General features: G+C 62.9%; 13 protein-coding genes. 9 read left to right on the plus strand and 4 right to left on the minus strand.

The annotated features are described in order from the left end of the window. Positions 1–285 precede the first annotated feature (285 nt). Both ACX3PH_RS09885 and ACX3PH_RS09890 read right to left on the minus strand, forming a co-directional pair. Positions 286–594, minus strand: a complete 309-nt coding sequence (locus ACX3PH_RS09885) for a hypothetical protein (protein ID WP_459091950.1) — start codon at positions 592–594, stop codon at positions 286–288. 424 nt (positions 595–1,018) lie between these two features. Continuing rightward, positions 1,019–1,666 carry a cysteine hydrolase family protein gene (locus tag ACX3PH_RS09890; protein WP_459091952.1) on the minus strand — a complete coding sequence of 216 codons (648 nt, stop codon included), beginning with the start codon at positions 1,664–1,666 and terminating at the stop codon, positions 1,019–1,021. Positions 1,667–1,775: 109 nt separating this feature from the next. Between ACX3PH_RS09890 and ACX3PH_RS09895 the strand changes: the two genes are divergently transcribed. The 9 genes from ACX3PH_RS09895 (at position 1,776) to ACX3PH_RS09935 (ending at position 12,033) form a co-directional block, all read left to right on the plus strand. Then, positions 1,776–2,540 (plus strand): IclR family transcriptional regulator, encoded by a 765-nt coding sequence (locus ACX3PH_RS09895; protein WP_459091954.1) that lies wholly within the window; start codon positions 1,776–1,778, stop codon positions 2,538–2,540. Positions 2,541–2,680: 140 nt separating this feature from the next. Next, positions 2,681–3,703, plus strand: coding sequence for an amidohydrolase family protein (locus tag ACX3PH_RS09900; protein WP_459091956.1), 1,023 nt, complete (start codon positions 2,681–2,683; stop codon positions 3,701–3,703). A gap of 52 nt (positions 3,704–3,755) precedes the next feature. After that, the gene (locus ACX3PH_RS09905) at positions 3,756–4,790 is read left to right on the plus strand and encodes an ABC transporter substrate-binding protein (RefSeq protein WP_459091958.1); all 1,035 of its coding nucleotides are present in this window, start codon (positions 3,756–3,758) and stop codon (positions 4,788–4,790) included. Between the two features lie 43 nt (positions 4,791–4,833). Beyond that, the gene (locus ACX3PH_RS09910; protein ID WP_459091960.1) at positions 4,834–5,643 is read left to right on the plus strand and encodes an ABC transporter permease; all 810 of its coding nucleotides are present in this window, start codon (positions 4,834–4,836) and stop codon (positions 5,641–5,643) included. Beyond that, positions 5,640–6,473 (plus strand): ABC transporter permease, encoded by an 834-nt coding sequence (locus tag ACX3PH_RS09915; protein WP_459091962.1) that lies wholly within the window; start codon positions 5,640–5,642, stop codon positions 6,471–6,473. Before ACX3PH_RS09910 ends, ACX3PH_RS09915 begins: the two co-directional genes overlap by 4 nt. A gap of 14 nt (positions 6,474–6,487) precedes the next feature. After that, positions 6,488–7,282: an ABC transporter ATP-binding protein gene (locus ACX3PH_RS09920; RefSeq protein ID WP_459091964.1), complete on the plus strand. Its 795-nt coding sequence runs from the start codon at positions 6,488–6,490 to the stop codon at positions 7,280–7,282. A 219-nt stretch (positions 7,283–7,501) separates the two neighbouring features. Then, complete coding sequence (locus ACX3PH_RS09925) at positions 7,502–8,974, plus strand: aldehyde dehydrogenase family protein (protein ID WP_459092402.1); 1,473 nt, start codon at positions 7,502–7,504, stop codon at positions 8,972–8,974. An 11-nt stretch (positions 8,975–8,985) separates the two neighbouring features. Then, positions 8,986–10,716: a thiamine pyrophosphate-requiring protein gene (locus ACX3PH_RS09930; RefSeq protein WP_459091966.1), complete on the plus strand. Its 1,731-nt coding sequence runs from the start codon at positions 8,986–8,988 to the stop codon at positions 10,714–10,716. Between the two features lie 57 nt (positions 10,717–10,773). After that, positions 10,774–12,033: an MFS transporter gene (locus ACX3PH_RS09935; protein WP_459091968.1), complete on the plus strand. Its 1,260-nt coding sequence runs from the start codon at positions 10,774–10,776 to the stop codon at positions 12,031–12,033. 25 nt (positions 12,034–12,058) lie between these two features. Here the strand turns inward: ACX3PH_RS09935 and ACX3PH_RS09940 are convergent, their stop codons facing one another. Further along, positions 12,059–12,652 (minus strand): PadR family transcriptional regulator, encoded by a 594-nt coding sequence (locus tag ACX3PH_RS09940; RefSeq protein ID WP_459091970.1) that lies wholly within the window; start codon positions 12,650–12,652, stop codon positions 12,059–12,061. A gap of 82 nt (positions 12,653–12,734) precedes the next feature. Further along, positions 12,735–14,141, minus strand: coding sequence for a vanillate/3-O-methylgallate O-demethylase (gene ligM, locus ACX3PH_RS09945; RefSeq protein ID WP_459091972.1), 1,407 nt, complete (start codon positions 14,139–14,141; stop codon positions 12,735–12,737). Positions 14,142–14,164: the final 23 nt, after the last annotated feature.

Here is a 14,164-nt window from a genome sequence, read left to right on the forward strand (position 1 = left end):
CCAGCCCGGAACACCGGCACCTCGCCACGGACCGCGTTGCGGCACCGGTCGGCTCCAGCTCCGAGGTGTCGATCACGGTCATCGACCACCTGTCGTCGGCGGGGCGACCCACCCAGCGCTCCCAGACGTTTGGCGAGCAACAACATAAGAACTTCTTCCTCCAGGAATGGCCGAGCCGCCGGACGAGCATCCGGCAGGAACGGAGGCTCAGCTGCGGGCAGACGCCACGCTCGGCTGAACCGGCTCAGGCGAGAGGGAAGAAGAACCGCATCATCACCAGACCGTCTACGGGGTGTCTTCGCGGAGCACGCGTGCTGTGATCGCTTGCACGTCACGGTCGAGGGTCGTGACCTGATCGTGGAGACGATCCATTCGAGTGTCCATAGTCTCGTGCAGGGAACGAATTTGTTTCTCGACCGAGCCCACCTGGATCTCGATCTGCTTCCCGACCGACCCGACCTGCTTCTCAACTGACTTGATCGCGGTCGAAAGCGTGCGGCTGAATGTGGTGTTCTGCCAAGCGATCATGCCGAAAAAGGCGGAAGCGAAGACACCAATAAGCACCCAGACTTGTGGTTCGGTCAACGCGATCATGCTCCCATTGTTCGCCTGCGGATGCGAAAAGGCTACGGATGCGTCGCGGTGGCCGAGGACATCTCCCTGATTCCATGGACTTGCTCGTTCCACGCCACTGTGAAGGACCCGACGGGCGTCACGTCGCGCATCGGTCTAGGGCTACCCCTGCCGGCGAACCATTTCCGTGATCAAGATCGCCCAGCCCCAGGGAGCGATCTCAAGGCTGCGTCCCGACGAAATCGGACCGATGGCCAAGCACGTGGCGGTGTTCGTTGCCCACACCGCGACGAAGCAGCGGCCCGCGGCGACGCGGGTCGGACACAGCCACTGCATTGATCGGAAGTACCACACGAAGATCCCGAGCCCCGCCAAGACGACCGCCGTAATGATCGCCTGCGGTGAGCTTCCGGCGCCAAACCAGGTTAAGGCCGAACGGTGTCGATCAGGACGAGGCGGTGAGCTGGGGAGCCTTCGCCCAGGCCGCTGCGAGTTCACCGCGGGAGAAGATAGTTCCGAAGTCTCGCTGGATACCTTCGACGGCCGCGGCGTGTGCCGCCGGAGAATATGCCGCTGAGCAGTCGTCGACGAGCGACACGTAGTATTCCGCGGAAAGCCCATCACGCAGGCTCGATTCGACGCAGACATTGGTGGCGACGCCGGTAAACAGTAGCGATCGGATGCCAAGAGAGGCCAGCACGAGGTTCAGACTCGTTCCAACGAATGCCGAGAAGCGATGTTTCACGACGATGATGTCGGTGGGCTCCGGGCGCACCCCGTAGAACTCGCTGCCCCACGAGCCGGTGCGGCAGATCATACCGGCGCGCACGGTGCCCGGCTCGCTGCCCACCCGGTCAAGCCACGGCGATGAGTCATTCGTCTCGTCGTGCAGAGTCTGGATGAAGATCACCGGGACGCCCACGGCGCGCGCCGCGGTGATAAGCTCCGCGAGCCGCGGCACCATCTCGGCGGCTGCGCCCACGTCATTGCCAAGATTCGCGAGCGCCCCGGCAGGGTCGCAGAAATCGTTCTGCACGTCGACGACGATCAGCGCAGTGCGCGCGGGATCGCAGCGAAATGGCATGGTCGTCATGAATCCACTCCCTTGTCGCACCGCGGGGTGTTGCGATGGTCACCCTAGCGCACGGTGTGCAGTGCCCGTCGCCCGATTCTCACACACGGAGGACCGATATGATCCACACGTGGAACTGCCTGATGGCCCGAAGTATCGTGTCGAGTCGGTCGACAGCGCCCTGCGCATTCTGCTGCTTCTACACGACATGCCGGAACTTCGGGTCACCGCCGTAGCCGACCGACTCGGCATTGCTCCGTCCACCGCTCATCGCCTGCTAACCACCCTCGCGGCCCGTCGATTTGTGATACAGGACCGCGTGACGAAGGCGTACCGGGCGGGCCCCGCTTTGATCGAACTCGGTGTGGGCAGCACCATGTCATTCGACCTGCGCTCCGCCGCAGTGCCGCACTTGAACGACCTGGTCAGGCGAATCGGCGAGACGGTGAACCTTCACGTCCTGCAGGGAAAGGACATCCGGTTCATCGCCGGGTTCGAGAGCAACCAGCAGGTGCGCACGAAGGTGCTCACCGGGGTGCTCCTCCCGGCATATGCGACTTCGGGAGGGAAAGTGCTGCTCGCTGAGCTGTCGCGCGACAGCCTTCGTGAGATGTATCCCAGGGGACTGCGCAAACTGACTCCAAGGACGCTGACGTTCACGCAGCTCGTCGACGAGTTGGCGCTGGTATTCATGCGCGGCTACGCGGTAAACCAAGAGGAGAGCGAAGCCGGGTTGAGTGCCGTCGCCGTGCCGCTCAAGGATCCTTTCGGACGGGTCATCGCCGCGGTCGCAACCTCGGCCCCGAGCAAGCGCATCCCACGCGGACGCGTCAGGGAGCTGGTCATTGACCTTCGAGACTGTGCAGCGCGCATCCGCGGAGATCTCGTTCACTGATTCGACCGGTCCGGCATTAGTCGGGATTCTGCTGTGCGGAATTTAAACTCGCACTCTCTTGCCTACCGAACGTGCGCAGGATTCGCTTGCGGAGTCGTAGAGGATACCGGCAGCACGGTCCTCGGAAAGGAACTCGACCGATGAAGATCGACGCCTTCTGCCACCTGCTTCCGCAGGCATACGCAGACCGCCTGTTCGCGATCACTGACAGCCCGGTTGCGCGCAACATCCAGAAGCGAGTGGCCGGGGTGCCTGCTCTCGTTGACCTCGACGTGCGTTTCCGTGTCATGGATGAGTTCGGGCCGAACTATCGCCAGATCATCAACACGGCCGCCCCGCCGCTGGAGGACCTCGGCCCCGCCAAGCGCACCACGGAGCTTGCGCGCATAGCGAACGATGGGATGGCGCAGCTTGTCGCCGATCACCCGGACCGTTTTGCGGGATTCTGCGCCGCAGTGTCCCTGGATGACGTCGATGCGGCCATCGAGGAGGCCGAGCGCGCCTTCGATGAACTTGGTGCGGTGGGCGTTCAGATCTACACGCATTTCCAGGGTGGACCGATGGATCAGGAGCGATTTTTTCCGTTCTATGAAGCGGTGGCGCGGCGTGGCAATAAGATGATCCAGGTGCATCCCTGCCGGGACTCCAGCTGGTCGGACTATAAGACGGAAGAACGATCGAAGTTCGAGATTTGGTGGACACTTGGTTGGGAGTATGACCTCTCTGCGTTCATGTCTCGACTCGTATTCGCGGGAATCTTCGAGCGGCTGCCCGACATCAAGATCCTCATGCACCACGGTGGCGCCATGATTCCACACTTCGCCGGACGCGTCGGTCCGGGTTGGGACCAACTCGGTGCCCGCACCCCCTCCGACCAACTCGAGGACATCACGGGCTACCCGCTGACGCAGCGTCCGATCGAGTACTTCAAGAAGTTCTACGTCGACACCGCGTACTTCGGGGCGGGCGATTCGATGCGCACAGCCATCAAGTTCTTCGGTGTTGACCGCACTCTCTTCGGGTCGGACACCCCGTTTGATCCTGAGAAGGGGCCGGGCTACATCCGCTCGACGATCGCGAACCTCGAAGAGATGGACAACATCACCGATGCCGATCGCGAGGCGATATACCACGGTAACGTAACAAAACTGCTCGGACTCTGATAGCCCACAACTGAACATCTGTCTCACACAACAACGGAAGTAGAGGTCAACAGTGAAGTTCCTCACGAAACGCACCCTCGGTGCGATCACAGCCGCAGCGACGACTGCGCTCCTGCTCGTCGGCTGCTCCCCGTCACCGGCAACGGATGGCTCGAACGGCGCGGACGGACCCGCAGACACGGCGCCGGAGAAGTCCAGCCTCACCATCGCGATCAATCCCTCCTCGCAGTTCGCACCGCTGTACCACGGAATGGAGTCCGGAATCTTCGCAGATCACGGGCTCGAACTTGAGGTCGTACCGCAAACGGATGTCGCGGCGATCATCTCTGGCGTCGCCAGCGGCCAGTATGACTTGGGCTTCGCAACCGTGGTGCACGTGCTCACCGCCAACGCGAATGGCATTCCGATCCGCACGGTGTCAACGATTGAGGGTCAGATCCGGCCCGATGACGATGGCACCGTCACCATCGCCTCAGCGCAGTCGGGCGTCACCGACTTCGCCGGACTCGCCGGTAAGCGGCTGGCGACCGTGGGGCTCTCATCGATGAACACCCTGACGTCGTGGGCGCTCGCCGATGAAGCCGGTATTGATCCCACTTCGATTGAGCTGGTCCAGCTGCCCTTCGGTCAGATGGCGGCGGCGCTCGCAAATGGCGATGTCGACGCGGCCGTTATGCAGTGGCCGTTTGCCGGCGATGCGATCGACGCCGGTGGCGTCGAGCTGGAGTACAACAACCGGGTGATGTTCCAGAACACGGCAACAACGTTCTTCAATACATCGCAGTCTTTCATCGACGCGAACCCGAACACCGTGCAGGCATTCTCTGATGCGATGATCGAGTCGATCGAAGCCGCGAGTGCGGATCCAGACACCGCCCGCGCTGCGCTCGTTCCTGGACTCGGACTCACGCAGGAGCAGGCCAAGGGGGCGCGCTGGAATATAGACGGCGTGCCCTACGTCAGTCTTGATGCGTTCAAGACCGCTCAGGGTTTCCTGATCAAGTTCAGTAAAGAGGAATCGGTGAAGGCCGCGATCAAGGCGCTCGATGTGTCGACCCTGGTCTGGCCGGGCGCACTGCAGCAGTAGTCGCAATCCACCCCAACCTCACAACGGAGTGAAAGGAAGCACGATGAGCACAATACGGATGTGGAGCACATGGGTGCTGCCTCCGCTGACGGTGCTCATCGTGCTTCTGCTCTGGCAATTCGTCACCGTGGCAGGCGTTGTAAGCCCGGTCCAGTTTCCGACGATGAGCGACACGCTCGTCGCCCTCTGGTCGGACCTGACCTCCGCGCGACTGTGGACGGCTGTCGGAGCAACGCTCGCTGGCTGGCTGATCGGCATGGCAATCACGATCGCACTGGGCATCGTCGTGGGAACCACGCTCGCCTTCAACGGGTTCGCACGCCGCAGTGCCGCCCCGGTCATCGAGATCTTCAAAGCGGTTCCCTCGATCGCCATCCTCCCGCTGGTCATCCTTGTTCTGGGGTCCACGCTCCCAATGAAGGTGTTCCTGATCTGCTTCGCCGCCTTCTGGCCTTTCGTCATCCAAGTTATCTATGGCGTTCAGTCGATGGATCCCGTCGTGCTCGACACGTCGAAGGCACTCGGCGTGCGCGGCATCCGTCGGTTCTTCTCGGTAAGCATCCCGAGCGCGTCGCCCTACCTGGTCACCGGAATGCGGATCGCCTCGGCGCAAGCGCTCATCCTCGCGGTGGTGGCCGAGATGATCGGCGGCGCCGAGGGAATCGGCCGCAACATCTTGCTCGCCCAGAACTCGGGAACCAGCGCGTACCCGACGATGTACGCGTACATCATCGTGGCGGGCCTGATCGGGATACTGCTCACCGGCGCCTTCTTCCTCCTGGAGCGAAGACTCATGCACTGGCACGAATCCCAGCGGAATATCCGCGCCTCGAACACGGTGGGTGCAGCATGAGCCGCCTCGTCACCAGCCACGTCCCCGTCGTCCGCACCAGGCGACTAGGCGGGTCGACGCCCGTGCAGACCCTCAAGAACGTCCTCACCGGCATCTGGTTGCCCGTGCTGCTGGTCACACTATGGTGGATCTTCTCCAGCACGAGCACGTCACCGTTCTTCCCGCCGTTATCCGACGTTCTCGTCGAGACTTGGAACCAGTGGATCGTGTTCGGCGCGTGGCCGAACGCGGTATCGAGTCTTCAGAACCTCTTCATCGGTTACGTGTTCGGGACGATGATCGGACTTGTCGGCGGTTCTCTCCTGTGGCGACTGACGTACCTGAGAATCGCGACCAATCCGATCATCTACTTCCTCTATGTACTGCCCTCACCGGCGCTTCTCCCTGCGATGATGGCGATCTTCGGAATCGGCGACATGCGCCAGATCGCCTTGATCTCCCTGGGTTCCATCTGGCCGACCCTGCTCAACACGTTGGATGGCATGCGCGGCATCGACACGGTGAAGTTCGACACGGCGCGAGCCCTTCGGCTCAGCGGTTGGCGGCAGTACTTCTCCCTGGTGCTTCCGGGGGCCGGTCCCCAGATCGCAGCGGGGCTCCGTGCCAGTCTGACGGTCGGAATCATCCTGGTCGTGGTGAGTGAGATGGTGGCAGCCCAGTCCGGCATCGGCTACTTCATCCTGCAGGCGCAGGCAGAGTTCGCCATCAAAAAGATGTGGACCGGCATTCTCGTACTCGCCTTGATCGGCACCTTCTTGAACTACTTGTTCGTTTTCGTCGAGCGAATCGTCTTGCGCTGGTATTACCGGTCGCGGGCTCTCGGCGCGTAACAGTGAGGAACGACATGACTGTCACCAATGACACCAAGACCCTGCTCTCGGTCGAGGGCCTTCGCAAGATCTACAACGAAGGCACCGACCAGGCGAACATGGCGATCAACGACGTGTCGTTCAGCGTCGACAAGGGCGAGTTCGTCTGCATCGTCGGCCCCAGCGGCGCCGGCAAGACCACCCTGCTGCGGTGCATTTCGGGGCTGGCTCCGGCCAGCAGCGGCTCGGTGGCCTTCGAAGGGCGCCAGCTAACGAACATTCCCGAAGAGCTCGGACTCGTGTTCCAGGACTACAGCCGATCCTTGTACCCCTGGTACACCAACGCGAAGAACATCGCGCTGCCGCTGGCGGCTCGCGGAGTGCCGAAAGCCGAACGTGCGGCCAGGGTGAGCGAGGTGCTCGCGAGCGTCGGCCTCGCACACGTCGAGAAGAAGTATCCGTGGGAGCTGTCCGGCGGCATGCAGCAGCGAGTGGCGATTGCCCGCGCGCTGTCGTATCGCCCGGAACTCCTGCTGATGGATGAACCGTTCGCTTCGGTCGATGCCCAGACTCGATTCGACCTCGAGGACCTCATCCTTCGTGTCCGGCGTGAACTCGGCATTACCGTCGTTCTCGTCACACACGACATCGACGAGGCCATCTATCTGGGCGACAGAATCGTCGTTCTCTCGAAGACGCCCAGTGTCGTGAAGGAGATCGTCGCCGTGCCTCTCGGCGTCAGCCGTTCGCAAGTTGAAACCCGCTCAAGCCAAGAGTTCATCGAGCTGCGAAGCCACCTGCTCTCGCTGGTCATGCCGGCGCAGGCATAACCGGGGGTTCCAGCACGAAAACCATGACCACCAACATTTCGGTCAGAGGTAACGAGTCTTCTGGCGACGGCACGACCCAGGTGCGCAACTCCGAACGCTATGCCCAAGGCGCCAGCCACGGACTCCGGGCGTCCATAGGATCAGAGGTTTGCGAAAGACGGCCGCGCTGATGCCATCAGCGGCCAGGACACGAGTTATCAAGGAGAGGACGTGCACGGCATGATTGTCGAAAAGGGCGTAGTAGCGGTTGGTTCACTGGCCGGGGATGTCGAGTGGACCACTGGGCCCAGTTTCGATGTTCTCGACCCGGGGCGCCTCGACGATTTGGTCGGTACCGTCGTGAAGGCATCAGCCTCCGACATCGAGACGGTCGTGTCGATCGCGTCCCGCGCGCAGAAGAGCTGGGCGAAGACCACGCTCGAGGAACGCGCGGCCTTGATTCGCCGGGCGGCGAGTGAACTCGAAGGCAGTCGCGAGGACCTGGCACGATTGATGACGCGCGAGAACGGTTCCGTGCTGCCGATCTCCCAGAACGAAGTCATCATGGCCGCGGAGGCTCTGGAGAACGCGGCCGAATTCGGTGTGCGCTTCTTGTCGAGAAACGAGTCGTTCGCTGACGACAACAGCTGGGTCAAGGTCGAATCGCGCCCGTATGGCGTCGTCGGCTGCATCGTGCCCTGGAATGCTCCGGTGATCCTGACGGTTCAGAAGGTTGGCCCGGCACTCATCGCCGGAAACGCCGTGATCGTCAAGCCTTCCCCGTACGCCCCGCTGGCCGTCTCGCTGATGCTCAGGCATTTCGCCAGCTTCTTCCCTCCTGGCGTCATCAATGTGATTCACGGCGACGGGGATGTGGGGGCCGCGCTGATCTCGCATCCTGGCGTTCGCAAGGTCTCGTTCACCGGAGGCCCGGAGACCGCCAAGGTCATCATGCGGTCCGCAGCCGAAACCCTGACCAAGGTCCATTTCGAATTGGGCGGCAACGACCCTGCGATCGTGCTGGATGACACCGACCTGGACGTCACCGTCGAGAAGATCGTCGCGGGCACCTACCGCCGTGCCGGCCAGGTCTGCTTCGCAATCAAGCGGGTCTACGTGCCGAAGCGGCTCGCGGCAGACTTCAACGAGAGGCTGCTGGCGCGGGTCGCCGGCATCACCATCGGGCATGGGTTGGACCAGGACGCCGCCATGGGCCCGGTCAACAGCAAGCTCCAGTACGACAAGCTCAGCGCCCTGCACGGGCGGCTTGTCGCCAGCGGTGCTGATGTTCGCATGGGCGGAAGCAAACTGAGTCCTGGCGATTGGGGCAACGGGTATTACCTGCAGCCTTCGGTGGTCCTGGGCGCTCAACCGGACGATGAGATCGTCGCGATCGAACAATTCGGCCCAATCCTGCCCATCGTCGAATACGAGAATGAAGAAGAGGCCGTTGCCATGGCCAACGGCACCGAATACGGGCTAGGCGCCTCGGTGTGGTCAGGCGACATCGAACGAGCGGTCGCCTTCTCCTCCAGGATCGAAGCCGGGATGACCTTCATCAATGGTCACGGGCTCACCCAGCTGGGGCGGAAGCAGGTGCCGTTCGGCGGAGTCAAGCAGAGCGGCTTCGGCTGGGAGAATTCGCCGCATGGCATCCACGAGTATGTCGAATTCCACAGCACCAATGTGCATCAGCCGGCAGGCCGGCAGTGAGCCAGGATGTCGTGGGCGAGCTCACAGCTTCGGATGTCCTGGTTGATGCCCTGAAAGAGGCGGGGGTCTCGATCATCTTCGCGAATTTCGGAAGTGATCACCCGAACATCATCGAGGCGCTGGCGAAACGACGATCCCGGGGCGAAAATGCGCCCATGGTGGTCTTGTGCCCGCACGAGACCACCGCGATGAGCGCCGCCCATGGCTACGCCCAGGCGACCGGAATGCCGCAGGCGGTGTTCGTGCACGTGGATGTCGGCACGGCGAACCTCGGCGGCGCCGTTCACAATGCGGCTCGCTCCAGGGTGCCGGTACTCGTCTTTGCCGGACTCACGCCGTACACCCTCGAGAACGAACTGCCGGGCACCCGCAATTCGCACATCAACTACCTCCAGGATGTACACGGGCAGCAGGATCTGGTGCGGCCGTACGTCAAGTGGAGCTATGACATCCGCACCGGCACGAACCTCAAGCAGGTGGTCTTCCGAGCGCTGCAGTTGGCGAGCAGCTCTCCCCAGGCTCCCGTCTACCTGACGGCCGCCCGCGAGGTGCTCGCCGAGACGGTCCGCCACCGTGAACTCGACCGTGGACTCTGGCATCCGATCACCCCTGTGCCTGCGGCGCAAAGCGTCGTCGACGGCCTGGTCGCAGCCATGGCTGGTGCGCAATTCCCGCTGATCATCACGTCGTATCTCGGGCGACACCCGGAGTCAGTCGGCAAGCTGGTGCAATTCGCGGAGGCCCTCGGGGTCGCCGTTGTGGAAACCACGGCATCGCAGATGAATTTTCCCGCTGATCATCCGTTGCATGTGGGGTATTCAGTGGACGAGGTCATTGATCAGGCAGACGTCATACTGGCCATCGACACCGATGTTCCCTGGGTTCTCAGCCGAAAGTCGCCGTCGCCTGATGCGCACACCTACTTCGTCGACACGGACCCGCTCAAGGAGGACCTGCCCCTCTGGTACATGCCTTCTCAGCATTTCGTCCGCGCCGACAGCCCGGCGTTCCTGGATCAACTGCTGGTTGCCGTGCAGGGGGCGGGAGCCGATTCAGTCAAGGCTTCCGGTGAACGGGCCGAGCGAATTGCCGAATTCCATCGGCAGCAGAGGGAAGCCTGGAAACAGCGGTTGCTCGGTACCGCTGCATCGGCGCTCACTCCGGAAGTCGTGTGCGACACCATCAACCGAATTATCGATGACCGCACCATCGTGCTGAATGAGACGATCACCAGTGCAGACACCGTCTCGCGCTATATTCCACGCACCCAGCCAGGCACGCTGTTCGGCAACGGCGGGAGCTCGTTGGGCTGGAGTGGTGGAGCGGCGATCGGGATCAAGCTGGCCAATCCTGAGAGCACGGTTGTCAGCCTGATCGGCGACGGAACCTATCTGCTGACCGTGCCGTCTTCCACCTATTGGGTAGCCGATCAGTACGAGGCACCGTTCCTTACCGTCATCTTCGACAACGGAGGCTGGAACGCGACCAAGCAGAACCTGATCAAGCAGTATCCGGGAGGAGTGGCCGACACCACGGACCAGTACTTCGTCAACCTTGCCCAATCTGCAGACCTCGCCGGTATCGCGAGCGTCATGGGCGGGGCATTCTCCGCAACTGTCACAACCGTGTCAGAGCTGGAATCGACACTTCTGGAAGCGCTGGGCCGGGTCAAAGCGGGACAGCCCGCCGCCGTCACCGTTCGGTTGGACGCGATCTCCAACCAACAGAGTGATGCCCGGTAGCGGCACTCGAGAACGAATCCGACCAGTGTGTACTAACCGAGACGTTGAGCTTTTCCAGTGACCGAAACACCGATCACCGCCTGGTCCCCGCTCAGGATCCGCGTGTTCAGGGCCCTGTGGATTGCAGTGCTGGTCAGCAACATCGGCACCTGGATGCAAACCGTGGGTGCACAGTGGATCCTGGTGCACGAGCCAGGGGCAGCGGCACTGGTCGCCCTGGTGCAGACTGCCGAGAGTCTGCCGGTACTGCTGCTGGCGTTGCCAACCGGCGTGCTCGCCGACCACTTGAACCGACGCCATATGCTGATCGGGATCCAGGCGTTCCAGGTGGTTGTCGCCGGAACACTCACCGTCGTCACGGCAACGGCAGGGGCTTCGCCGTTCCTTATCCTCGCCTTCACGTTTGCGCTCGGGGCCGGTGCCGCGGCACAGGTGTCGGTCTATCAGGCGGTAGTCGCTGAAATCGTGCCGAGGCGGGAGCTTCCACCCGCCGCGGCGCTCGCCTCCATCAGCCTGAACATCGCCCGCGCAATCGGCCCGGCTATGGCGGGTGTGGCAATCTCATTGATCGGGCCGGCGTCGGTGTTCGCGCTCAACACGCTGTCGTTCCTGTTCTTCCTCGTTGTGCTGTTGTGCTGGCGGGACTACCGGCCGCTCCGAATTCCGCGTGAGCCTTTCCTCATGGCGCTTCGTGCCGGCGGGAGATATGTTGCCGGCTCCCGGACGACGCGTCGGATCATGTGGCGATTGGTGCTGTTCATCGTCCCGGGAAACGCGATGTGGGCCCTGCTCCCGATCGTCGCGGCCGAACAGCTGAACTACGATTCCAGCGGATATGGACTCCTCCTCGGCGCACTTGGCGGGGGAGCGGTCATCGGCGCGGCTGTGCTGCCCGGCATCCGCGAACGACTCAGTCTCAACCTGATCCTCGCCCTCTCCGGCCTGCCGTTCGCCGCACTGATGATTGTGGCTGCCGTCGCGCCGACCGTTTGGGCGATCGTCCCACTCCTCATTGTGAGCGGGGCGGCCTGGATCACCGTGCTGTCCAGCCTCTCAGCGGCCATCCAGGTCTTCCTCCCGCCCTGGGTGCGCGCCCGCGGCCTGTCGATCTATCAGCTGGTTCTTTACGGGGCACTCGCCGGCGGTGCCGCGATGTGGGGGGTGGTTGCCCAGCTGTTCGGGCTCGCGCTGGCGCTGCTGGTTGCCGGGGTGCTGCTCCTGCTTGCGATGCTCGCCGCCAAGTTCTGGCCGATCGTGAACATTGAGGGCGTTGACGAATCCGACCAGGGAGACACCCCGATCGCCGTCCTCGACTGAACCGGCCGGAGGATCCGGGCACAACCTAGGGAGCGCCGTCGCCCTCCAGACGGTCGACGAGCGTCAGGCCGCGCCGCGCCCATTCGATCTCGCCCTTTGCGCGTTCGACCAGCCCCTCGTAGGTGAACCGCTTGTACGCGACCGTGCGCTCTTGTTCTGACTCAGGTGTGGCCGACAAGCGGCGCGCGAGCATTGGATTGTCGCGGGCGTCGATGCGAACCAACTCGCTCTCCCACTGCTCCAGTTCGTATTCCCACTGTTCGATGTGCGCCTTGAGGAACGATCGCGCGGCATCCGGGGTAGTCGCCTCCAGGTAGGCCGCGCGAAGATGGGCCGGGTCGCGGACGCGCGAGTACTCCAGCGGGGATTGCATCCAGTCGAGGAAGGCACGCTCCCCGGCATTCGTCTGGTGATACAACCGCCGGATGCCGCGTTCGCCTCGAGCCTGTACCTCAGCTTCGACGAGCCCCTCGCTCTCCATCTTCCGCAGTTCCGGGTAGATCTGAGAATCGGGGGCATGCCAGACATGGCCGACCGAGAGCGAGAACTGCTTCTTGAGTTCATATCCCGACAGCGGGCCGGCGCGAAGCAGGGCGAGGAGCGCGTACCGCAGGCTCACGAGGACCTCCTAGCTGTCGGTCGGTGGAAAGGATGGAGGGGGCCAGGCATCGGCTCGGGCCCCCTCCGACCAGGATGCTGGCCTAGGAGTCGTAGCCGGTGCGCCATCCGCCCTTGTAGGTTGCGCGCGCAACCGACGAATACGGGACCGGACTGACGACCGCGCGAACCTCGAGCTGCTTGTGCGGCTCCACGGCGGCCTTCTTGGTGCCGCCGTTCGGCTCGCCCCACACGACCTTGAGCTCGGTGCCCTCCGGCACGTTCGGGTCGACCGTCGCGAGGGAGAGCGCGCGGCGCTCGTTGGAGCTGTAACCGGTGAACATCGAGAAGCCGACCACAGTGCCTTCGGCGTCCACGACAGAGTCGTAGTTCGCCGAGCCGTAGTTCGCAAGCGGCAGGTCGAAGAACTTGTAGCTCTCGCCATCGGCGTCGAACAGCGAAGCGAAGATCTTCGTGACGTCCTCGCCCTCCCAGGCCAGGGTGACCTTCTTGCGTTGCGTCGTGGGGTCGACCTTCTCAAGCGCGTCGCGGCCGATGAAGTCGTGGTCGAACTTGACGAATGTGCCGTATCCGAGCTCCCACGGGGTGAGGTAGTAGTCCTCGATGTTGTCGGAGACGAAGGAACCGGCGAGCGTTCCGGTCGCCTCGTATCCGTCGGCGGGAAGCCACTCGCGGTAGGCCCGCTCTTCCTCGCCGGTGTAGATGGCAGGCAACGGTGATGGGATCCAGCCGGACTCCAGCGTGTTGGACGGGTAGGCACGGGAGCCGACGGGAACCAGCCCGAATTCGGCTCCGGCGTCCACAATGGCGTCGCGGATGCGGTCGTGGTCGGCGTACGGGCCCCAGATCTCCAGGCCAGGCGCCCCAGCCATCCCGTGACGAAGGGTGCGAACCGTCATCCCGTCGATGGTCATGGTCGACATGTTGAAGAACTTCAGCTGCTCAAGTGGTCCGCCGTTAAGCTTCTCGATGACGGCCCACGCGCTTGGTCCCTGAATCTGGAAGCGGTAGTACTGGCGCGAGACCGAGTGCCCGTACGGGCGGGAGGGGGAGCGACGGTCCACCGTGATGTCGAGGTTCGAGTATCCGCCGGTCTCGCCGTGGAACAGGAGCCAGTTCGCCGCTGGTGAGCGACCAACGTAGACGTATTCGTCCTCCGCTTCGCGGAACAGGATGCCGTCGCCAATGACGTGTCCGGAGGCGGTTGTCGGAACGTACTGCTTCGCCTTGTCGACCGGGAAGACTGCGGTCGAGTTGATCGCCGTGTCGGAGATCAGCTTGATGGCGTCCGACCCCTTCATGAAGAGGTTGTCCATGTGATGCGACTGGTCGTAGAGCACCGCGGTTTGACGCCAGGCGGTCTGCTCCTTGATCCAGTTCTGGAAGTCGGCCGGCACGACAGGGTAGATGTACGAGCCGATCTGCGAGTTGCGCAGGAGCTCGACGGGGGACGCCCCGTCCAGCACTTCCTGCAGATTCTTTGGTGTCACGAGGAACCTCTTTTCTTTCGGTG

The organism is Homoserinimonas sp. A520, assembly GCF_054489245.1.

Excerpts from the sequence above, each read along its gene's own strand:
- ACX3PH_RS09885 (WP_459091950.1), bottom strand. The coding sequence starts at position 594 with ATGATCGCGTTGACCGAACCACAAGTCTGGGTGCTTATTGGTGTCTTC.
- ACX3PH_RS09890 (WP_459091952.1), bottom strand. The coding sequence starts at position 1,666 with ATGACGACCATGCCATTTCGCTGCGATCCCGCGCGCACTGCGCTGATC.
- ACX3PH_RS09900 (WP_459091956.1), top strand. The coding sequence starts at position 2,681 with ATGAAGATCGACGCCTTCTGCCACCTGCTTCCGCAGGCATACGCAGAC.
- ACX3PH_RS09910 (WP_459091960.1), top strand. The coding sequence starts at position 4,834 with ATGAGCACAATACGGATGTGGAGCACATGGGTGCTGCCTCCGCTGACG.
- ACX3PH_RS09915 (WP_459091962.1), top strand. The coding sequence starts at position 5,640 with ATGAGCCGCCTCGTCACCAGCCACGTCCCCGTCGTCCGCACCAGGCGA.
- ACX3PH_RS09920 (WP_459091964.1), top strand. The coding sequence starts at position 6,488 with ATGACTGTCACCAATGACACCAAGACCCTGCTCTCGGTCGAGGGCCTT.
- ACX3PH_RS09925 (WP_459092402.1), top strand. The coding sequence starts at position 7,502 with ATGATTGTCGAAAAGGGCGTAGTAGCGGTTGGTTCACTGGCCGGGGAT.